This window comes from Cloacibacillus sp., assembly GCF_020860125.1.
Classification (GTDB): domain Bacteria; phylum Synergistota; class Synergistia; order Synergistales; family Synergistaceae; genus Cloacibacillus.
Map to the genome: position 1 here is coordinate 1 of NZ_JAJBUX010000013.1, position 20,944 is coordinate 20,944.

Annotated in this window: 17 protein-coding genes and 1 pseudogene; 11 read left to right on the forward strand and 7 right to left on the reverse strand. The window is 58.6% G+C overall.

Annotated elements, in window-relative coordinates; translation table 11 throughout:
* The first annotated feature begins 236 nt into the window (after nucleotides 1-236).
* Nucleotides 237-905, forward strand: coding sequence for a hypothetical protein (locus LIO98_RS01505; RefSeq protein ID WP_291952629.1), 669 nt, complete (start codon nucleotides 237-239; stop codon nucleotides 903-905).
* A gap of 65 nt (nucleotides 906-970) precedes the next feature.
* On the opposite strand, the gene LIO98_RS01510 is transcribed toward LIO98_RS01505, so the two are convergent.
* The 3 genes from LIO98_RS01510 to LIO98_RS01520 form a co-directional block, all read right to left on the reverse strand.
* Entirely contained in the window at nucleotides 971-1,171 is a 201-nt protein-coding gene (locus tag LIO98_RS01510; RefSeq protein WP_291952631.1) for a hypothetical protein, read from the reverse strand.
* Nucleotides 1,172-1,729 (reverse strand): methyltransferase domain-containing protein, encoded by a 558-nt coding sequence (locus LIO98_RS01515; protein ID WP_291952633.1) that lies wholly within the window; start codon nucleotides 1,727-1,729, stop codon nucleotides 1,172-1,174.
* A gap of 167 nt (nucleotides 1,730-1,896) precedes the next feature.
* Nucleotides 1,897-2,880: a threonine/serine dehydratase gene (locus tag LIO98_RS01520; RefSeq protein WP_291952635.1), complete on the reverse strand. Its 984-nt coding sequence runs from the start codon at nucleotides 2,878-2,880 to the stop codon at nucleotides 1,897-1,899.
* Nucleotides 2,881-3,004: 124 nt separating this feature from the next.
* Here LIO98_RS01520 and LIO98_RS01525 point away from each other — a divergent pair, with 124 nt between their 5' ends.
* Together LIO98_RS01525 and LIO98_RS01530 are read left to right on the forward strand one after the other, a co-directional pair.
* On the forward strand, nucleotides 3,005-4,093 hold the full coding sequence (locus LIO98_RS01525; RefSeq protein WP_291952637.1) for an alanine/ornithine racemase family PLP-dependent enzyme: 1,089 nt from the start codon (nucleotides 3,005-3,007) through the stop codon (nucleotides 4,091-4,093).
* Between the two features lie 144 nt (nucleotides 4,094-4,237).
* The gene (locus tag LIO98_RS01530; protein WP_291952639.1) at nucleotides 4,238-5,647 is read left to right on the forward strand and encodes a sodium-dependent transporter; all 1,410 of its coding nucleotides are present in this window, start codon (nucleotides 4,238-4,240) and stop codon (nucleotides 5,645-5,647) included.
* Between the two features lie 44 nt (nucleotides 5,648-5,691).
* Here LIO98_RS01530 and LIO98_RS01535 read toward each other — a convergent pair whose 3' ends face one another.
* Together LIO98_RS01535 and LIO98_RS01540 are read right to left on the reverse strand one after the other, a co-directional pair.
* Nucleotides 5,692-6,741, reverse strand: coding sequence for a potassium channel family protein (locus LIO98_RS01535; protein ID WP_291952641.1), 1,050 nt, complete (start codon nucleotides 6,739-6,741; stop codon nucleotides 5,692-5,694).
* An 87-nt stretch (nucleotides 6,742-6,828) separates the two neighbouring features.
* On the reverse strand, nucleotides 6,829-8,217 hold the full coding sequence (locus tag LIO98_RS01540) for an FAD-dependent oxidoreductase (protein ID WP_291952643.1): 1,389 nt from the start codon (nucleotides 8,215-8,217) through the stop codon (nucleotides 6,829-6,831).
* 260 nt (nucleotides 8,218-8,477) lie between these two features.
* On the opposite strand from LIO98_RS01540, the gene LIO98_RS01545 reads away from it, so the two are divergent.
* The 8 genes from LIO98_RS01545 to LIO98_RS01580 all read left to right on the forward strand — a co-directional run bounded on the left by LIO98_RS01545 (nucleotide 8,478) and on the right by LIO98_RS01580 (nucleotide 19,150).
* Nucleotides 8,478-9,941: a leucyl aminopeptidase gene (locus LIO98_RS01545; RefSeq protein WP_291952646.1), complete on the forward strand. Its 1,464-nt coding sequence runs from the start codon at nucleotides 8,478-8,480 to the stop codon at nucleotides 9,939-9,941.
* 30 nt (nucleotides 9,942-9,971) lie between these two features.
* Nucleotides 9,972-11,597: an amidohydrolase gene (locus LIO98_RS01550; RefSeq protein ID WP_291952647.1), complete on the forward strand. Its 1,626-nt coding sequence runs from the start codon at nucleotides 9,972-9,974 to the stop codon at nucleotides 11,595-11,597.
* 9 nt (nucleotides 11,598-11,606) lie between these two features.
* Nucleotides 11,607-13,967: an ATP-dependent RecD-like DNA helicase gene (locus LIO98_RS01555; protein ID WP_291952649.1), complete on the forward strand. Its 2,361-nt coding sequence runs from the start codon at nucleotides 11,607-11,609 to the stop codon at nucleotides 13,965-13,967.
* Nucleotides 13,964-14,518 carry a GNAT family N-acetyltransferase gene (locus LIO98_RS01560; protein WP_291952651.1) on the forward strand — a complete coding sequence of 185 codons (555 nt, stop codon included), beginning with the start codon at nucleotides 13,964-13,966 and terminating at the stop codon, nucleotides 14,516-14,518. Before LIO98_RS01555 ends, LIO98_RS01560 begins: the two co-directional genes overlap by 4 nt.
* Nucleotides 14,519-14,659: 141 nt before the next feature.
* Nucleotides 14,660-15,301 carry a GntR family transcriptional regulator gene (locus LIO98_RS01565; protein WP_291952653.1) on the forward strand — a complete coding sequence of 214 codons (642 nt, stop codon included), beginning with the start codon at nucleotides 14,660-14,662 and terminating at the stop codon, nucleotides 15,299-15,301.
* A 332-nt stretch (nucleotides 15,302-15,633) separates the two neighbouring features.
* Nucleotides 15,634-17,055 (forward strand): Na+/H+ antiporter NhaC family protein, encoded by a 1,422-nt coding sequence (locus tag LIO98_RS01570; protein ID WP_291952655.1) that lies wholly within the window; start codon nucleotides 15,634-15,636, stop codon nucleotides 17,053-17,055.
* A gap of 22 nt (nucleotides 17,056-17,077) precedes the next feature.
* A complete protein-coding gene (locus LIO98_RS01575; RefSeq protein WP_291952657.1) occupies nucleotides 17,078-17,812 on the forward strand; it encodes an aspartate/glutamate racemase family protein in 735 nt (244 codons plus the stop codon).
* Nucleotides 17,813-17,830: 18 nt separating this feature from the next.
* Nucleotides 17,831-19,150: a saccharopine dehydrogenase family protein gene (locus tag LIO98_RS01580; RefSeq protein ID WP_291952659.1), complete on the forward strand. Its 1,320-nt coding sequence runs from the start codon at nucleotides 17,831-17,833 to the stop codon at nucleotides 19,148-19,150.
* A 92-nt stretch (nucleotides 19,151-19,242) separates the two neighbouring features.
* On the opposite strand, the gene LIO98_RS01585 is transcribed toward LIO98_RS01580, so the two are convergent.
* Together LIO98_RS01585 and LIO98_RS01590 are read right to left on the reverse strand one after the other, a co-directional pair.
* Nucleotides 19,243-20,316 carry an iron-containing alcohol dehydrogenase family protein gene (locus LIO98_RS01585; RefSeq protein WP_291952661.1) on the reverse strand — a complete coding sequence of 358 codons (1,074 nt, stop codon included), beginning with the start codon at nucleotides 20,314-20,316 and terminating at the stop codon, nucleotides 19,243-19,245.
* Between the two features lie 30 nt (nucleotides 20,317-20,346).
* Nucleotides 20,347-20,944: pseudogene (locus LIO98_RS01590) on the reverse strand (hypothetical protein); the annotation flags it as partial.

The window sequence follows — 20,944 nt, forward strand, 5'->3', positions numbered from 1 at the left end:
GGCCGACACCTCTGATGTAACTACCAGCCGAATCGCACGAAATCAAAGATTTCGGTTCTCTGGCCGCCTCGGAGAGGGAGGCTACAAGAGCGAAGTCAAAAGCAAAATCGCCGTTTATCGTTTTGTTTCTGACTATTATTGACGTGTTTGTCACTTCTATTTTTACGCGGCAATTTACCGCGCCGCCCGGTGATGTTATAATCTTACCAAATAATAAAAAAAGGAGGCTGCGGCTGATGATAAATTCCGTACTCCCATACTGGGACCAAAACATTGACCTTGACATCGCGCCGTGGGTTCCTTATGGCAAAGATTATTCGCCGGTGACGGTGAACAGGCTCTACGATCCTCTCCTTGGCAGCCTCGCGGGGCTTGCGCTCGAGATGAAGAGCGAATTCCTCTATCTGCGCAGCTTTCAGAGCGGAAATGTGGGAACGATGGCGCGCCAGAATATGATCGATCCGGGGCGCAACGGCGGGCTGGAGCTCGGCTTCACGATGGTGTTCTCTTACTCCGAGATGCTCGAGCATTCGGTGCTGCCGCTGCTTCACCAATATCCCGGGCTGATGGCAGGGCTCACGCTCTGCGATATCTGGAGCGATAATGTCCTTGTGGACGAATGCAAGGTGCTTCTGCTCGTCAATGAAGATCCATTCTTCAACGAGGCGGCTTTCATGGAGTCTCTCTATAAGTCGTTTCAGGCCCTGTCAGGGCGCGAGAGCTCAAACCTCTCGTTCTTCGCGGAGAAGTTTGGCTACCGCCGCTTTTCTATAAGCTATGAGACGGACAATCTCACGCAGATGCGGATAACGCAGGCCCTCTTCGACATCGAGCTCGACGCGACGAAGGACGTCCTCGGGCCTGTGCCTGAGCTGAAGATACCGCTGCTGCCGTCGATCGGATAGGAGCGCCGGAGAAAAGGCAAGATAAAAAATCTGGGAGCCGTAAAAAATGGCTCCCAGATTTTTTGTTACGGTTTTACCGCGGTGATGAGAGCGCTCGCGGAGACGCCCTCAATATCTTTCATCTCCGCCTCGGTGAGATCCATGACGCTGCTCTTTACGACCTCCATGTTTATCTCATGCGGTTTGGTCACTGTCACGCGGACCTGTGTGAAGCCCGCCTTTTTGAGCTTTTCTCCGTACTCTTCCGCCGGAAGAGCGCCAGCCACTCATCCGGACCAGGCGGCGGGGCTCTCTTTGAGCTTCTCCGGCACCCTTTTCAGCAGCACGACGTCCGAGACGCAGAAACGGCCGCCGCGCGTGAGGACGCGGAAGGCTTCGCGGAAGACCCTGTCTTTGTCGGGTGAGAGGTTTATCACGCAGTTTGAGAGCAGCACGTCGACGCCGCCGTCGTGAAGGGGGATATCTTCGATGTAGCCGCGCAGCAGCGTTATATTTTTCAGGCCGAGCCGGTCGATGTTCTTTCTCGCTTTATCGAGCATCGCCTGCGTCATGTCGAGGCCGTAGACATGCCCCGCCGCGCCTACGCGCCTTCCCGCCAGAAGAAGGTCCAGCCCCGCGCCGCTGCCGAGATCAAGCACCCGCTCGCCCGGCTTGAGCAGCGCCGCCTCGATGGGATTGCCGCAGCCGAAACTCTGCACCGGCAGCTCCCGCAGCAGCTCTTCATCGTAGTTGCCCGCGCTCATATCGCTCAGTTCCACGCCGCGCGGAGCTGATTCCACCGCCTCCGTGTAGGCCTGTTTTACCGATTCCCTTATATCCGGCATCCTCGCACACCAATCCTTTTATCACCATATTGTATTGACGGATGTCAATGTGACTATATTATAACAATATATTCAAAAGAATCAATGTGTCGATTTGTAAGAAGCGCAAAAAAGCCGCCCCTTTTGTTGCCGGGGCGGCGTGCTGCAATATTCTGCCGCGAAGGTGATCAGTTATTTTCCGCGAGCACCTTGAGCAGCTTGGTTTCGTCGATGTTTCCGCCCGAGATGACGATGCCGGTCTTACGTCCCCTGACGGGGGCCTTTCCGGCAAGCAGCGCCGCGATCCCCACGGCCCCCGCTCCCTCTATGACCATATGCTGTTCGCGGTGCATAAAGGCGATCGCGGAGGCGAGCTCCGCCTCGGTGACCTCCAGTATCCCCTTGACGCGGAGCTTGGCGAGCGAGAGGAGGCTCTGGGGGATGCCGCCGGCGAGGCCGTCTGCGAGGGTCTCGCCATATTCGACCTCTTTCACGCGCCCCTCTTCCCAGGAGACCACCCAGGGATTTGAGGTGTCGGTCTGGACGCCCCAGATCTCGACGTCGGGATTCAGCGCCTTCGCGGCGATGGCGACGCCGTTCATCAGCCCGCCGCCGCCCGCGGGCACCAACAGCAGTTCGATATCCGGTTCGTCGGTGAACATTTCAAAGCCCGCCGTCCCCTGTCCCGCGACGACCGCCGCGTCCTCGAAAGAGGAGACGTAGGTGACGCCGTGCGCCGCCGCGTATTCGTGCGCCGTCTTCTCGGTGAAATCATAATCGCCGTCGGCGACGACAAGTTCCACGAAGTCTCCGCCGCGCCAGCGGATCGCCTCTTTTTTCGTCTCCGGGCAGGCGTTGGGGACGAATATTTTTGTCTTTATCCGTAGCTCCCGCGCGGCCATCGCCACCCCCTGTCCGTGGTTGCCGCTCGAGCAGGTCACCACGCCGAGCGCCCGCTCTTCCGGGGTGAGGGAGTTCATCTTGTAGAGCGCGCCGCGCAGCTTGAAGGAGCCGCAGAGCTGCTGGTTTTCAAGTTTGAGATAGACGGGGGCTCCGGCCTTCACGCTCAGAGCGTGCGAGTATTCGGTGGGGGTGTGGCGCACGCGCCCCCGGAGGAATTTGTATGCCTTTACCACGTCTGTGATGCCGGGGTTTATCGGAAGAGTGCTCATCATGGTGCCTCCTTAAATAAATTAATATATAATGCTGTAATATTAACACAGAGTGGATAGTTTTATCCAAGGATGTATAATCCGCCGCTGTGATTTGGTAATTTTTCACCGGGAGGTATGTTTGATGCCGTTGGAGCAGAAAGAGATAAGATACCCGCTTTTAAGGGTGAAACTTGACGGGATCAGGGAAAACGCCAGCCGTCTCGTAGATGAGTGCGCCCGGCACGGCGTCGGCATCTGGGGTGTCTCGAAGGGCGTCTCGGCCCTTCCCGAGGTTGCGCGCGCCTTTGAGGCCGCGGGAATAAAGGTGATCGCCGACAGCCGCCTCGACAACATCCGCAGGATGCGCGAGGCGGGGGTGGCGCTTGAATACGCCCTGATCCGCATACCGATGCGCTCCGAGCTGGAGGAGCTTGTCAGCCTCTGCGATTATACGCTCATCTCCGACATGGGGACGCTTAAGGCGCTCTCTGAGATCTGCGAGAGAAGGGGGCGGGAGGTGAAGTGCGTCGTCATGTTTGATATGGGCGACCTGCGCGAGGGCTTCTGGTTTGGAGATGCGGCGCGCACGGCGGCGGAACTGGCGAAATTCACCGGCAGGATGAAGATCGCCGGCGTCGGCGCCAACTTTTCCTGCGCGAGCGGCGTGCTGCCCTCCGCCAAAAATCTCGCGGAGCTTGCCGCCTGCGGCGCGGCGATGGAGTCCGCGCTGGGTCGTCCGCTCTCCGTCTATTCCGGCGGCGGCACCTGTTCTTTTGTGATGATGCGGCGCGGCATGCTGCCAAAGGCCATCAACAATCTGCGGCTTGGCGAGGCGCTGCTGCTTGGCCGCGATACCTCTTTCGGCATGGTCCTTGATGGGCTTTCGCAGGATACTATGGAGATAGAGGCTGAACTCGTCGAGGTGCGGAGGAAGCCTACCCTGCCGGTGGGCGAGATCGGACACGACGCCTTCGGCAACATTCCGCATTTTGAGGATAGGGGCGAACGCCGCCGCGGCATCCTCGCGATCGGCAAGCAGGATGTCTATATATCGGGGCTTACGCCGCTCGACGAGGGCGTGCGTATCATTACGGCCTCCAGCGACCATATGCTCGTCGATATAGAGGAGCGCCCAGACCTTTTGGTCGGCGATATCCTCACCTTCCGCCCCGACTACACGGCGATGCTCTCCGCCTCGACGTCGCCTTACGTGACAAAGGTTTTTGAATAGAGGAAAAATTCTATCATAAAAGTATTTTTGTCATATTAATATATTTTATGATGCTAAAGGACCGTGTTTGGTGTAAAATTAAATGATCAAACCCGGTTCTTTTTTTATTTATGATGTATCACCATTGCTGAAGGGGAGATCCTTATGTCCACAGGTAATAAGAGAGATGGTTTCAGTTCAACTTTGGCGGCGCTGATGGTCGCCCTCGGCTCCGCCGTCGGACTCGGCAATATCTGGAAGTTTCCGTATATGACCGGTACGGGCGGCGGCGGGGCCTTTCTGGTGATCTACCTCTTTTTTGTCTTTTGTATTGCCGTCCCGACCATGATCAGTGAATTCGTCATCGGACGACGCTCGCGCCTGAATGTGGTGGGCGCCTTCCGCAGGCTCACGGGAAACCCGCGTACCCCCTGGTCGGGCATCGGCTTTCTCGGCGCGGCATCTTCCTATTTAATTATGTTTTTCTATAGCTGCGTCGCCGGCTGGGTCTACTGCTATACATACAAGGCGGCGACGGGGGCCTTCGCCGATATCACGAAGGAGGGGGCCGAGGCCCTCTTCGCTTTGACGATCGGCGCGGGCGGCGCGAAGGCCTCTTTTTTCTCCTCGACGGTGCTTGCGCCGATATTCTGGCAGGTTTTCGTACTCGCCGTGGTGGGGACGATAATCTCCCTCGGCGTTGCGAAGGGGATCGAGAGGGCCATCAAGGTGATGATGCCGGCGCTCTTTTTCTTGCTGATAGTCTGCGTCATCCGTGCCCTGACGCTGCCGGGGGCCGCCGACGGCCTCTATTTTCTATTCCACGTAGACTTTAAGCAGGTGACGTCGGGTGTCGTTCTCGCGGCGATGGGGCTGGCCTTCTTCAAGCTCTCCCTTGGTATGGGGACGATGATCACCTACGGTTCATACTTCACTGACGACGCCGACCTCTCCCTCTCACCGCTCAAAATAGCGGTCGCCGATATCTGCGTCTCGATGCTCGCGGGGCTTGCGATCTTTCCGACGGTCTTCTCCTTCGGCGTGGAACCGGGAGCGGGACCGGGGCTGCTCTTCATAACCATTCCGCTGGTATTCTCACAGATGCCCTTTGGGCAGGTGCTGCTTTTCGCCTTCTTCCTGCTGACGGCCTTCGCGGCGAACGGCGCGATGCTTTCGCTTGTCGAGGTGCCTACGATCTGGATGGCGGAGGAGTTCAATATATCGCGCAGGAGGTCCGCGCTTATCAACTGCGTAATAATCGGTGCGGTCGGCATACTCGCCGCCTGCTCCGCGGACGGCACTGGGTACTTGGGCGCGGCCACCCTCTTCGGCAAGGGGTTCTTTGATCTGTTCGACTATCTCTCGTCAAATGTGACGATGCCGATCAGCGGCCTCTGTATCGCGATATTTACCGGCTATGTGATGAAGCGGGCCGACCTCTTCGACGAACTCAGCAACCACGGCATGCTCCGTAACGACGGACGAACCGCCTTTATCCGCGTGCTGCTGCGCTATGTGACGCCGGTGCTTATTTTGGTGATCTTCCTCAACGCGCTGGGGGTAATAAAACTGTAGGGTAGCGGCCGCCTGACGCTACCTCTTTGATACAGGGAAAATCGTTATTGTTTCGGAGGTTCCGGGCTGTTTTTCGGAGCCTCTTTTTGATCCGGCTCCGCGTGGGATGCCGGCGTATAATCAGGCATCTCGCCGCCCTCTTCGTCTTTTTTCTGGGCGATGCGCGCCTCCACCTCGAGGCCGTCCGTCATGAGGCCGGCGAATTTTGTACGCACCCATTTTACGAAGGGCAGGTTGTGCCAGCGGACGTCGACATCCTCCGCGGCGTTGAAGGCTTCGATCTTTTCTTTGATGCCGGCGGCGTCGATCTTCTGGTGGTGTTTGAGGCTTTTGAGAACGAGACAGAGCTCCTCGACCTCGTCCTCCGAGAGCAGCGAGAAGCGGCGTATCTGGCGTTCGACGGCGGCCAGGTGCGGGTTGCGCTGTTTGGGCCCAGAGTTGTTCATAATGCGTCCGGCGAGGATACTCGTGAAGGAGCTTATACAGGCGACGCCGATGACCATCAGGAAAACGGAGACGACGCGGCCCGCTTCGGTGTGCGGCACGATGTCGCCGTAGCCGGTGGTGCTGACCGTCACGAAGGAGAACCAGATCGCGTCGCCGTAGCTGATATGTTCAAAGTTTGAGAAGAGCAGCGCCGCGACGACGATCGAGACCATTGTGACGCCGCCGGTATAGTGGAGCAGATTCGTCTTAAAGAAGCGGCTCTGCGTCGTATAGGCGCGCCCGAGGTAGGCGAGGAATTTAATGAAGAAGACAATCTGTATCAGCAGCGACGAGGTGTCCTCCAGTTTCAGCAGTTCAAAGGCGTAGTTGAGCATTATAAGGGGAAATATCGGCAGCACCGCCACAAACTCGGAGATGTGCGCGGCGATAAAATCACGGAAACTTTTGGCGAAGCAGAGGCGGACGCAGAAATCGGCGGCGAAGATAGTCCAGATGAGGTGGTCGGCGACAAATATGAAGATTGGCTGTTTTTCCGGGTGGAAGTAGGCCGCTCCCAGCGCCACGAGGGTAAAGAGCGAAAAGAGCGCCAGCACCGGTAGCATAACTTCATAGATGAATAAGAGCTGTTTTTTTCTCTGCGGTTTCAATTTCTCCGCCTCCTCTCCGTCTCTATTATAAAAAAAGGGCCGCGGTCCGTCATCCGCAAGGATGTCGGCCTCCGCGGCGCGGTCTTTTTATTTACTGAGGATGCTGCGCGCGGCCCAGAGTCCGCTGGCCGAGGCCTGGATGACGCCTCTGGTGACTCCCGCGCCGTCTCCGGCGGCATAGAGCCCCTTTATCGAGGTCTGAAGCCCTTTGTCGAGCGCGACCTTGAGGCTGTAGAATTTGACCTCCACGCCGTAGAGCAGCGTGTGGCTGCCGTTGATGCCTGGGATGATGTGGTCGAGCGCCGAGAGCATCTCGGTGATGCCGACGAGATGGCGGTAGGGCAGCACGCAGGCGAGGTCTCCCGGCTCGGCGCTTGTCAGCGTCGGCGTGACGAGGCCGCGCGCGATGCGCTCGTGCGTCGAGCGGCGTCCCTTGCGGAGGTCTCCGAGGCGCTGCACGATGATGCCGCCGCCGAGCATGTTGGCGAGGCGCGCGATGTGGCTGCCGTAGCCGATGGGGTCTTTGAAGGGCTTGGTGAACTTAGTCGATACGAGGATCGCGAAGTTGGTGTTGCCCGTCTTTTTATCGTTCTCGCGGTTCGAGTGTCCGTTGACGGTGAGGATGTTGTGGTGGCTCTGGAACTCCGTTGTCACCTCTCCGTGCGGGCACATGCAGAAGGTGCGCACGCGGTCGTCGAAGGTCGGCGTGTCGAGGATCGCCTTGATTTCATAGAACTGGTCGGTGATGTCCTCTGCCCAGGCGGCGGGGATCTCCACGCGCACGCCGATATCCACCGGCAGAGATTCTATTTCAAGGCCGAGCGCGTGGACGGTGCGCTCCATCCAGGCCGCGCCCTCGCGTCCGGGGGCGAGCAGCACACAGTCGGAGATGAGTTCTTTGCCGTTCTCAAGCGCCACGCCGGCGACGGAGCCGTCTGCTTTGAGCAGCACGCGGTCGACGGGCGTGCCCGTCATCACGTCGCAGTTGTCTTTCATGGTTTCGTACATCGCGCCGAGGATATATTTGGAGCGGTCTGTCCCCATGTGGCGGATTGTCGCGGGAATGATGTCAAGCCCTGCCTGCAGGGCGCGCGCGATCACCCGTTTCGCAAGTTCGCCGCTCGGCTCGAAGAGCGTTTTGCTGGCGCCGTGGCGGAGATACATTTCGTCGGCCTCGTCGATCAGCGAGAGCAGTTTTTCACGGCCGCAGTATTCTTCGAGGTTCCCGCCGAATTCGGGCGTAAGGGTGAGCTTTCCGTCGCTGAAGGCTCCGGCCCCGCCCCAGCCGCAGACGACGTTGCAGGGGCGGCACTGGACGCACTCCGGGCTGCCGAGCTTCATGGGGCATTTTCTGCTCTCAATGGAGCGGCCCTTGTCGATGACGACGACCTTTTTCCCATTATTGGCAAGCTCCATCGCGGCAAAAAGCCCCGCTGGGCCGGCACCCACTATTATCGCGTCGTAACTTTTTGTCATATCGATTCCTCCATAAAACGTAAACACTTCCGGGTAACTTTGGCATTATACCTGAAATTGCCTGCCGGGGAAATGAGTAAAAAACGGCAGCTGCGGATGGAAGGGCAACAGCGGATTTTTTTACTACCTAAGTTTATACATAAATTGAAAAATTTGTGCAAATGCCGCTGTACTATGTAAAAAAATATGCAATAATATTTTATTAGTGATATGATAAACACAAACGCATAAAAAAGCGGTTGATTCAGGAGGAAATATAAATGGTGGTCAGGACACAGGATGAAAATTTCAACGCCGAGTCTCTTCCGGCGATAGGTATTATTTTGCAGCAGGGCGACCCAGAGTCGCTCTCTCTCGATCCGCTCCGCGGGGAAATGCGCGACTTCTGCCGCCGGGTGGTGGTGAATGAGAAGTTCCACGCCGAGGCCGGTTCGTCGCTCGTCATTCCGCTCGCGGATAAGAACGTCCGCTGCGTGGTCCTCGCGGGCACAGGCTCCGAGGAGGAGAGCGCTGCGGAGGCGGTGCGCGAGGCGGCCTTTCGCGTGACCCGCGCGGCGGCCTCAAAAGGACTTACGTCCCTTTCGATAACGATGGCCCGTCCGCAGGACGAGATACGCGCACGCGCGGCGGCCGAGGGCGCGGTGCTTGCCGGTTACCGTTTTCGCAAATACCTCGAGAAGGATGAAAAGGACAGATTCGCGGCTCCCGAGACGATCGTCATCGTCGACGGCTGCGAGAAGGGGATCGCCTGCGGCGAGATCATGGCGGAGGCCCAGTGCTGGACGCGCGACATCGCGAACGAGCCGGGCAACGTGATCAGTCCAGTGGCGCTCGCGGCAAAGGCCGCGGCGCTTGCCGACGAGCTTGGCCTCTCCTGCGAGATATGGAACGAGGAGCGCATCCAGAGGGAAAATATGGGCGCCTATTACGCAGTGGCCCGCGGTTCCGCGAACCCGCCGCGCTTCATACACCTCACCTACGAGCCTAAGTGCGCGGCGAAGGGGCACATCGCCCTCGTCGGCAAAGGGCTCACCTTTGACAGCGGCGGCCTCGACATAAAGCCGGCGGACTTCATGACGACGATGAAGGGCGACAAGAGCGGCGCCTGCGCGGTGCTCGGAGCGCTGCGCGCGGCGGCGAAGCTGGAGCTGCCCTGGAAGGTGAGCGTCATCATCGCCGCGGCGGAGAACATGCCCGGCGGCAGGGCCTACCGTCCCGACGATATCCTGCGGGCGCGCAACGGCAAGACGATTGAGATAAACAATACTGACGCGGAGGGGCGCCTTACGCTGGCCGACGCGCTCGTTTACGCATCTGAGCTCAAGCCCGACATGATTGTGGATATCGCCACGCTCACGGGCGCCTGCGCGGTGGCGCTGGGTACGACTACCGCCGGACTCTTCACGAACGACGACGGTTTGGGCGAAAGGGTGCTCAAGGCCGGCGAGGCAAGCGGCGAACGCTTCTGGAAGCTGCCGATGAACGATCCAAACCTCCGCAAGCAGATAAAGTCCCCCTGCGCCGACCTCGTCAACAGCGGCGGCCGCTACGGCGGCGCTATCACGGCGGCGATGTTCCTTGAGGCCTTCGTCGGGAAAGATATTCCCTGGGCACATCTGGACATCGCGGCGGCGGATTTTGTGAAGGCACCTTACAGCTACTATGTAAAGGGAGCCTCCGGCTTCGGGGCGCGCACGCTCGCGGAGCTTATCAGAGAGCTGTAAGAATATAAGAGGACGGGAATCTTTCATAAAATGGCAGAGAGCATCAGAACTGACTCGATAGCATTGATAAACAGCGTGATCTACCCGATGGCCTACCCGGGGCGTTCACAGGCGATCTTCGCGCGCGGCGGCGTCATTGAGGCGCTGGGTACCGACAAGGAAATACTTGCGAAGTGCGACACCAAGACGGTGGTCCTCGACATGAAGGGACGCTACATCATGCCCGGTTTCACCGACACGCATAACCATCTTCTCGCGGCGGGGCGCAGTCTGGAGACTCTCGACCTCAGCGATGCGCGTTCGATAGACGAGATGATCGGCAAGGGACGTCATTTTCTCGCGGAGAACGCCATCTCGGCCGACGGCTGGTTCTTCGCGCGCGGCTGGGACCAGAACCGCATGGCGGAGAAGCGTTTTCCGAACCGCTTCGACCTTGACCTGATCTCTTCCGAGATACCGCTCTTCTTCGAGCGCTCCTGCGGTCATATCGCCGCTTTGAACACCAAGGCGCTTGAGATATTGAAGATCGGAGCGGGATTCAGGATCTCCGGCGGCATCATCAACAGCGACGAAAAGGGCGAGCCCAACGGCGTCGTCAGCGAAGCGGCCGTCAACTGGGTGCGCATGAACATCCCGGAACATTCGGCCGAGACGCTCCGCCACTGGTACGACCTAGCTACGGAAAAGATGATACGCTACGGCATTACCTCCGTGCAGACGGACGACCTTGAGATGGTCGGACGCACGCAGGGGGTATTCGACCTCTACGAATCTATGGAGGAAGAGGAGAAGATGCCTCTGCGCATCGCGCAGCAGTGGCACCTGCGCGACGAGGGCGAGCTCGCGGCCTTCATTGAAAACGGAAACAACAAACGTGGCGGGCGCTACTTTCGTTCCGGCCCGCTGAAGATACACGTCGACGGTACCCTGGGAGCCCGCACCGCGGCGCTGCGTGAGGAATATTCCGACGACCCCGGCAACCGCGGCGTATACGCCCATTCGCAGGGCGAGCTGAACCGTCTCGTCCAGCGGGCGCAGGAGGCGGGGATGCAGGTCGCCTTCTACGCGATTGGCGACGGCGCGATCAAACGCTGCCTCAACGCCGTGGAGACGGCGAACGGAGCCACCGGCAGCAGGATCGCGCACCGTATCGTCCACTGCCAGGTAGGCGGCGCGGACCTCTACTCCCGCATGGCCGCGCTTGGCGTGATGGCGGACATTCAGCCGGCCTTCGTCACCTCCGACTGGCCGATCGTCATCTCCCGCCTCGATACGGAGCGCGCGCGCTGGAGCTACGCCTGGAAATCCCTGATAAATTCCGGCATCCCCGTGGGCGCGGGCTCCGACGCGCCGACGGAGCCGCTCAACCCCTTTGTAGGCATCCGCGCCGCGATCCTGCGGCAGGACCTCAATAACGAACCTGAGCACGGCTGGATGCCATCGCAGTGCCTTGACCGCGTGGAGGCCTTCTCCATGTACACCAGCGGCGGCGCGAACATCTGCGGCGAGCTTTCATGGCACGGCACCCTCGAACCGGGCAAGGCGGCGGACATGGTGGCCTTCATGGAGGACCCCTTCATTGTGACGGAGAACGAGCTTCTTGATATTGAGACGGGGCTCACCGTCGTCGACGGCAAGATAAGGTACATAAAATAGGAGCGGCGGTTGGCTGAAAAAGAAGATAATGTAATAATCTCGCCCGTCCTCATGATCGAGCTCAAGGGGCAGGTCGAGCGGATAACCTACCATAACGCGGAGAACGGCTATACCGTTCTCCGCCTCAGCGTGCGCGACCATGCCGACCTCATCACCGCCGTCGGCGTCATGGCGGAGCCCGCGCAGGGTGAGATGCTGACCCTCGAGGGGCGCTGGGAGGAAAACGCCAAGTACGGCATGCAGTTCCACATCTACAAGTGCGAATCCACCCTGCCCGCGACGGTGACGGGGATTGAAAAATTCCTTGGCTCCGGCCTCATACGCGGCATCGGCCCCGCGATGGCGAAGAAGATCGTTGATAAGTTCGGCGAAGAGACGATCCCCATCCTTGACGATGAACCGGCGCGTCTCGCGGAGATAAAGGGCATCAGCGAAAACAAGGCCGAGACTATCGCGGAATCCTGGCGCGAACAGCGCGAGATACGCGAGGTGATGGTCTTTCTCCAGAGCTACGGCATTGGCACCGGCTACGCGATGCGCATCTTCCGCCAGTACGGCGCGGGGACTGTTGTAATACTTAAAGACAACCCTTACCGGATGGCGATCGACATCCCCGGCATCGGCTTCACGATCGCCGACCGGATCGCGCAGAAGCTGGGCATCTCAACCGATTCGCCGATGCGGGTCCGCGCCGGCGTCCAGCATGTGCTGAACCAGCTGATCGCCGAGGGGCACGTCTATGCCCCCGCCGAAATACTCGCCGCCCATTCGGCGCAGACCCTGCAGGTCAAGCTTGAAATGGCGCGCGAAGGGATCGAACAGGCGCGGCTGGCCGAGGAGATCATCGTCGAGAAGTTTGACGACCGGGAGGGCAAGGAACAGGAGGCGGTCTACCTGCCCGCCTTCCATTACGCCGAGGTGAGCTCCGCGAGGAACCTACGGCTGCTGATAAACGAGCCCTACAACAGCCAGTGCGTCGACTGCGATAAAATGCTGCCCTGGCTGGAGCGCGAGATGGGCATTACGCTCGCCCAGGCGCAGCGCGAGGCGATCATCACCGCCGTCAACTCCAAGGTGATGGTGATAACGGGCGGCCCCGGAACGGGAAAGACGACGATCATCCGCGCCGTGCTCCGCATGCGTGAAGATGGCGGCTTCCGCGTTATGCTCGCCGCGCCGACGGGACGCGCCGCGAAGCGTATGACCGAGGCGACGGGACACGAGGCGAAGACGATTCACCGCCTGCTCGAATATGTCGGCAGCACTGGAACGGGCGGCTCCTTCATGCGCAATGAGACTAACGCCCTCGAGTGCGACCTTCTCATCATCGACGAGGCCTCGATGATCGACCAGATACTCTTTCACCATCTGCTCAAGGCGGTGCCGCGCGGCGCCTCGCTCATCTTTGTCGGTGACGTCAATCAGCTGCCGTCGGTCTCGCCGGGCAACGTCCTTAAAGACATGATAGACTCGGGAGTCTGCCCCGTGGTGATGCTGCGGGAGATATTCCGCCAGGGGCGCGAAAGCCGCATCATCGTCAACGCCCACCGCGTCAACGACGGCCTGATGCCGATCCTGCCGGAGGACCAGAGCCTCGAACTTTCGGACTTTTATTTCATCGAGCCGCGAATTGATAAAGAAAATATCAGCGAAGAGGAATACAAAAAAATCTTCGAGAACAAGGTGCTCCAGACGATAAAAAAGCTGGTCGCCGAAAACATCCCGAACCGCTTCAACTTTGATCCTGTGAGCGACATCCAGGTGCTCGCGCCGATGCACAACGGCAACGTCGGCACCAAACGGCTCAACATGGAGCTGCAGAAGATACTCAACGGCGGCGGGGGAGCCTCCGTGCAGCGTCTCGAGCGGGTCTTCAAAGAGGGCGACAAGGTGATGCAGATAAAGAACAACTATGACAAGGACGTCTACAACGGCGACATCGGCACGATAACGAAGGTCGACGGCGAGGAATCACGCGTCACGGTGAAGATGGACACCGGTCCCGTAAACTACGAGTTTGCCGAATTGGAGGAGCTTGTCCACGCCTACGCGGTCTCGATTCATAAATCGCAGGGCTCCGAATATCCCGCCGTCATCATCCCGCTGCTGACGCAGCACTATGTAATGCTGCAGAGAAACCTGCTCTACACGGCGATAACGCGGGGCAAAAAACTCGTCGTCATCGTCGGAGCGAAAAAGGCCCTCCGCATCGCCGTGGAAAACGACCGCACGCGCACAAGATACACCCGGCTCGCGCAGCGGCTCAGCGGCCCCGAGCTGCCGTTCGAGATGCCGTCCGGCCTCTCGCCCGACGAAGATGAGCTGGAACGCATGTTCGAGGAGCAGATGAAGGGAGAGACGAAGGAATGAAACACCGGGGAACGAAGAGACTGGAGACCGAACGGCTGATACTGCGCCGGTTTGTCGAGGCGGACGCGGAGAGCGTCTTCAAAAACTGGGCCTCCGACCCTGAGGTGACGAAGTTTCTCAGATGGAAGAGCCATACCTGCGTCGAAGAGAGCCGCGAACTCTTGGCAGGCTGCGTAAAACGCTACGGCGAGGTGGATTATTATCACTGGGCCATCGAAGAGAAGGGCTCCGATTCCGGCGCGGTGGGCTACATCGGCGTCTTCTGGAGCGACGAGACGGTGGACTCCGTGGAGGTCGGCTACAGCCTGGGCAGAAGATGGCAGGGCAGGGGATACATGGGCGAGGCGCTGAGGGCGGTCATCGATTTTATGATCGATGAGGCCGGAGCCAACAGAGTGGTCGCGGCGCACGATCCGCGCAACACAGCCTCCGGCGGCGTGATGAAGCGCTGCGGGATGAAATACGAGGGTACGATGCGTCAAGTGGACCGGAACAATCAGGGGATCTGCGACCTCTCCTTCTACGCCGTTCTGGCCTCCGACCGCCGGTAATCCTGACCGCGGCGGCCCTATGGAGCGGCGTTTTTTGCAATCGTTGGCCGATGTGTTAAAATAACGGCGTTCGTCTGCCGTTTTATGCCGCTGCGATAAAATGTCGGCGCCGTTATATTTGTCTGGGAGGTAGCACACAAATTGGATAACGCGGAAGAGCGTGCCTATAGATTTATCATAAACGCCATACTCACGGGAGAATTCAATCCCGGTGATTTCCTGCTCGAACTGGACCTTGCCGCTAAACTCGGCATGAGCCGCACTCCCGTCAATAAGGCTCTCGGCCTTCTTGTCTCCGAGGGTTTTCTCAATAAATCTCCCAAAAAGGGCTGTTATGTTCCCCTTCCGACGCCGCACGACGCGGAACTGGTCTTTACCGCGCGCCAGGTCGCCGAGGGCGCGGCGGCGGAGCTCGCGGCAAAGCTTGTGACGGCGGAAGAGACGGAGGCTTTGGAGGAAATTCTCAGCAAAGATACCAAGGCGTTTGAAGAAAACGATAAACAGCTCTGGGCCAGCATCAACGAAGATTTTCACCTCTCAATAGCGAGGTTTTCCCACAACGCCTATATCGAAAAATGGGTCCGCAACATGTTCTGGCGTTCTAATATCTACGTCTTTTATTTTGACAGCTTCTACCGGGCCTCCGATATCGCGATCGTGCACGAGACACCGCAGCAGCACGCCGCGATCATCGGCGCCATAAAAAGGCACGATCCGGAGGAGGCCGGAGCGCTGATGCGCCGGCACATTCAGACGACATTTTCAAAACTTTTGCTTAGATAAATTCCCAGCTCTCTTACAGGATAACCGCGCCGCGTCCCCGCTATGGAGGCGCGGCCTTTTTGTACCCGCCGCCGTTATAAGCGGCGCGGCAGCCTTTGGGATGTTCTTGAATTTGTTATTAATTAGAAAACAATGTTCAATGCATGGAACTATTGGGCAATATTTATATTAAGCTTGACAAGGCGGTAGTTTAATAGTATTTTTTAATGCATGCATTAAAAAATTTATTTACACATGCATTTAGAAAAAGGAGGTTTGGATTTATTTGCGGCGGCGGGCGCGAGGGCGCGTTTGAAGGTTAGTATGTGACATGAATGAAAGGAGCAATCAATATGGGAGAAATAGCACCGAAGGGAATAATCTCGTTAATACCGGTATTCATTACTTTGATTCTGGCGTTCAAAACAAAGGACGCCGTATTTTCTCTGCTTATTGGATGTATATCCGGCGTGATGGTCGCGGGATTCTATAACCCGGCGTTCGGCCTGGCGCAGCTTTTCCAGGCGGCGCTCGGCAATGCCGACTTCATCTGGGTCGTGATGATAGAGGTCGTGATGGGGATAATGATCGCCAACTACCTGCGCGCCGACGTTATCAGCGGCGTGGCGAAATGGGGGCGGCAGATGGTTAAGAGCCGCCGCGCCGCCTACGGCTTCGGCTGGATCGTCGCGCTGTTCGTCTTTTTCAGCGATTATTTCAGCCCGCTCTTCACGGGGCCGATCGCGAGGCCGATAACCGACGAGTATAAAGTCCCGCGGGAGATGCTCGCATACCAGCTCGACTCGACGAGCGGTCCGCTCTGCACCATAACCCCGATCTCCGCCTGGGCTGTTTATATGGCCGGACTTCTCAAAGGGCACGGCCCCATTGAGACGGCGGATCAGGGAATGGCCCTCTTTATCCGCTCTATCCCCTTCAACTTCTATGGACTGGCCGCCGTCATCGTCTGCGGCCTCTTTGCCTTCCAGATACTTCCGCCATTCGGCCCGATGAAAAAGGCGATGCGGCGGGCCGACGAGACCGGCGAGGTTATACGCCCCGGCTCCACGCCTCTTATGGGGGACGAATTTAATTCTATCCAGCCGATACCGGGCAAGGGGACGCACATGGTGATCCACCTCGTCGTGCCGGTCCTTATTCTGATAACGGTGGCGGTCGGCTCGTTCTTCATCTACGGCGGCGTCAAGATTCTTGAAGCGTTTATCTCCGTCGTCCTTTATCAGTCCGTCGTCATGGCTGCGGGCGGATATTACCGGAGCATAAAGGATTTCATCGATACGGGGACGATGGGCATCAAGGCGGTCCTTCCGGCGATCTTTATCCTCGCGCTGGCCTATTGCATCAACACGATATCGAAGAGCCTCGGGGCGCAGCAGTATGTCTTGGAGCTTACGCGGCACTGGATGACCCCGGCAATGCTGCCGGCGATAATATTCGCGGCGGGAGCGGCGATCTCTTTCTTCATGGGGACCTCATGGGGTACCTACGCGCTGCTTGTTCCCTTCGCCATTCCCATCGCCTTCGGACTATCCGGCGGAGAGGTAAACAATCTCGTCGTCGTAACGGTCGCCGCGATCATGGGCGGCGGTCTTTTCGGAGACCATTGCTCGCCGCTATCCGACACCACCTGTCTGTCCTCGTTCGGAGCCTCATGCGACCACATGGACCACGTGGCGACGCAGCTGCCATATGCGCTGGCTATCGCGCTCTTCTGCGAGGTGCTTTTTGTCATCTGCGGCGTAACGATGCTGTAGGGCTGGCGAAGATATGGAAGCGATGAAGGCCGAGATCGCGGTCCTATGTTGGGAGGAGGGACATGTGCCGAAGGGGCTTATGCAGCTTGAGTCTCTGGCTGGCAACAGCACTAACCCCGATTCATATCCCTTTCCGGTGCATTTCTGTCGGATCAAAGGCGCCAATGTTGAAACGGTGCTGGAGAATCCCAGCGGCGAGGTGCTGCGGCGCATGATAGAGGAGTCGAAGGGACTCATCGCCGGCGGAGTTCGGGCCATAACGACCAGCTGCGGCTTCAACGCAATCTTTCAGAGGGAGCTTGCCTCGGCTCTGCCGGTGCCGGTCTTCTCGTCGAGCCTGTTACAGGTGCCGTTTGTTCATAAGATGATCTCGGCGGATAGAAGCGTCGCCGTGCTGACGGCGAAGAAGAGCGCGCTCCGCGGGGAGCACCTTGCCGCCGTTGGGATCACAAAAGAGATGAGGGTCAATATCCTGGGGATGGAAGAATCTCCCGAGTGGAACAAAATATTTACCGCTCCGGAAGAGCCGGTCGACCTTGGGAGGATCGCGAAGGATACTGTGGCCGCGGTGGAAAGAGGGATCGCGGAGCATCCCGAAACGGGAGCCGTCGTCCTGGAATGCACGGATCTGCCGCCGTTTGCCCAGTCAATAAGAGAGGCCGTCGGGCGGCCGGTATTTGATTTTATCACGCTGATGGGAATGGTAGCCGCTTCGATCGGCGTGACAAGACCGTACTGGGGCCTGGCTGGCAGATAAAACAAAGGAGTGTTCTCTATGAAAACAGTACTGCTGTTGGGTGCGGGGCGAATCTCCGCCCCGTATGTCGATTATCTTCTGCGCAAAGGCAGCTGCAAAATAGTCGTCGCCGATGTGTCCGAAGAAAACCTGAAGGCCATCTCCGCGCTTTCTCCGGCGGTCGAAACGGTAAAGGCGGACGTGGCAAGAGAGGCGGGGGCGCTGATAGATAAGTACCGCCCTGAGGTCGCCGCCCTGTTTTTGCCGCCGGAGCTTCTTACCGGGGCTTCGCGTACCTGTCTTGAAAAGCGGGTCAATGTGGTACATCCCGTTTACCTCACAGAGGAGACGCGCGCCATGGCCGACGAGATCAGGGAGGCGGGGCTGATATTCGTCGCGGAGCTTGGGCTGGACCCCGGCATCGACCATATGTCGGCGTCGCAGAATATCAACGAGATCCACGCGGCGGGCGGCAGGGTGCGCTCCTTCCGCTCCCTCTGCGGCGCGCTGCCGGCGCTGGAATCGAACACTAACCCGTGGGGGTACAAGCTTTCGTGGTCGCCCTCCAGCCTCATCGGGGCCAGCAAGCGGACGGCGAAGATCTTACAGGATGGAAAAGAGATACTTTGGCCGGACGGAGAGACATACGAGCATGCCTTCCTGTACGAAGTGCCGCGGCTCGGCGTTTTCGAGGCCTATGCCAACGCCGATTCGACCGTCTACAGGGAAAGCTACAATATCCCCGAGGCCGAATCGATATACCGCGGCACGCTGCGCTTCCAGAGCTGGTGTGAAACTATATGTTACATGAATCAGATCGGTTTCTTTGAAACGGAGCCGCAGAACACGGAGGGAATGACCTTTGCCGGCTTTACGGCCCGCCAGTGCGGTTATGAGGGTATGGAGGCTAAGGAGGCCCTTTGCAGGCGCTTCGACCTCAAAGGCTGGTCCGCCTTCGTCCTGCGCATGGGCTGGCTCGGCTTCTTCGACGACAGGCCGCTGCCCTTCGCGAGCGCCTCGGCACGGGACGTGGTCTCGTACCTCTTTGCCGAGAAGCTGAATTTCGCCCCGGACGAGAGGGATCTCGTCGTGCTCTGCGATGAGATCGTCGCCTCCTTCCCGGACGGAAGCACGAAACAGTATAATTCCGTGCTGATAGATTACGGCATCCCCGGAAAATGGACCTCCTGTTCGCGGACCACGGGCGTTCCTCCGGCAATCGCGACGCGTTTCATCCTTGAGGGCCGGATAAAGACGCCGGGACTGCATGTCCCGATGTCTCCCGAGATATACGAACCGGTGCTCGCCGAGCTGAAAAACGAGGATATCGTTCTGGAAGAGAACGTCGTATCGCTTTAGCGGAAGCGTTTCCTTAAACTAAAGAGCAGGCGCCCCTCATCTTGGGGGCGCCTGCCGCGTAATCGGGTTTCTGTCGTTTTGCTTTCCGCCGGTTATTTTGTCCGGCCGCTGTATTCGTCCAGCTCCATAATTCCGGAGATTATCATATCTTTGGTGACCTCGTAGGGGTATTTCCGCACGTCGATTCCCGCGAGCGCCTTCTCCGCCACGGCGGGGAGGTCGGCGGGCGACGCGTGGATATCGGCTAGGTGCGTCGGCAGCCCGATGGAACGGCTGAAGCGCAGGACCTTGTCGCGTTCGTCAAACTGCCCGTCGGCGGTGAGCATCGCCAGGATGCCGAAGGAGACCACCTCGCCGTGAAGGTGATGATTTGCCTCCGTGCTCGGCAGCACGGTGAAGCCGTTGTAGATCGCGTGCGCCATGCCGGTCGTATAGTCCACCTGTACAAAGTTTGAGACAAGGCCGGTGGAGACGATGATGCTGAGGATCACCTCGGAGAGCTCGTAGGTGACGCGTCCGGCGCGGCAGTCCGCGAGGGCCTTTTCGCCCCAGCGCAGGATCGGCGCGGAGCACATGGGGCTGAGAGCGATGCCCATGGCGTCGGAATGCGATGGTGTGTCTCCGCGGGAGGAGATCGTACACTCATAACACTTGGCCATCGTGTCGCCCATCCCGGCCCAGAGGTAACGGTCGGGAGCGTCGGCGATGATCTGCGTGTCGATAAAGATATGGCTGGGTGGCACCTTGGAGAAGGAATAGTCCCGCAGGCTCCCGTCCGGGTTATAGACTATCCCCAGGCTTGTGCACGAGGCGCAGGTCGAGGCGATGGTGGGGAAGGTGAAGAAGGGCCGTCCCGTGCGGTGCGCCAGCACCTTGCACGTGTCGATGGCTTTGCCGCCTCCGACCGCGAAGAGCATGTCTGCCTCCCGCACCTGCGGTTCCAGCATGTCCACGTTCTCATAACTGCATTCGCCGCCATACCAGAAACAGCCTAAAGATTCGATGGATGAACCGTCGATGGCCCGGAGTATTTTATCCCGCGCGGCGGCAAGCGCCTGCTTCCCGCCGATGATCGCGGTCTTCTTTCCATATTGGGCGCAGATGTTCACGATATCGTCATAGGCGTCGGTCCCGATGGTATAGCCGGGAATTAATGTTCTTTCCATGTGTAACCAGTCCTTTCAAAAACTTGTCTTTTATTCCACTTTTCCGGGTTCCGCCCGCTCGGGGGCGATCTTTTCGCCTATCCGCAGGAATCTCTCCGATATTGAAGAGCCGCGGTATTCCGGGTTGGCCTCCAGGAATTTTCTGTTTTTATAGATGCCGGCCGTCATAAAGGGGATGATGACGACGGCGATGGCATAATAGCCGCAGTATCCGTAGCCGTATTTGATGATGTTGGTCAGCCCCGCAAGTGAGATGCCCATGGAGAGCGCGATGATGAAAGCCGCGACGATGGCGCTTCTGACCGTCGAGGAGGAGATGCCGCGGAAGAGCGGCAGCTTTTCAAACCTTGCCACAAAGCCGAAGGTCGTCGTGACTCCGGTGGAGATCAGGCACAGCAGCAGGCACATCCCGTACATCACCGTCAGCCAGCCGATACCCATCTCCCGGCAGGAGGTCAGCGTGGGGATAACGGAGCCGCCGGCCACCGACGTATAGAAGGGCTTCCAGCAGAGCAGCATCAGCACGGAGAGCACCAGCGCCACGGTGTTCATGACGAAGGATATCCACATCGAGCTGTCGCAGGCCTTTTTGTTTATCAGCGGCGTTCCGCAGGCGACCATCGTCGGC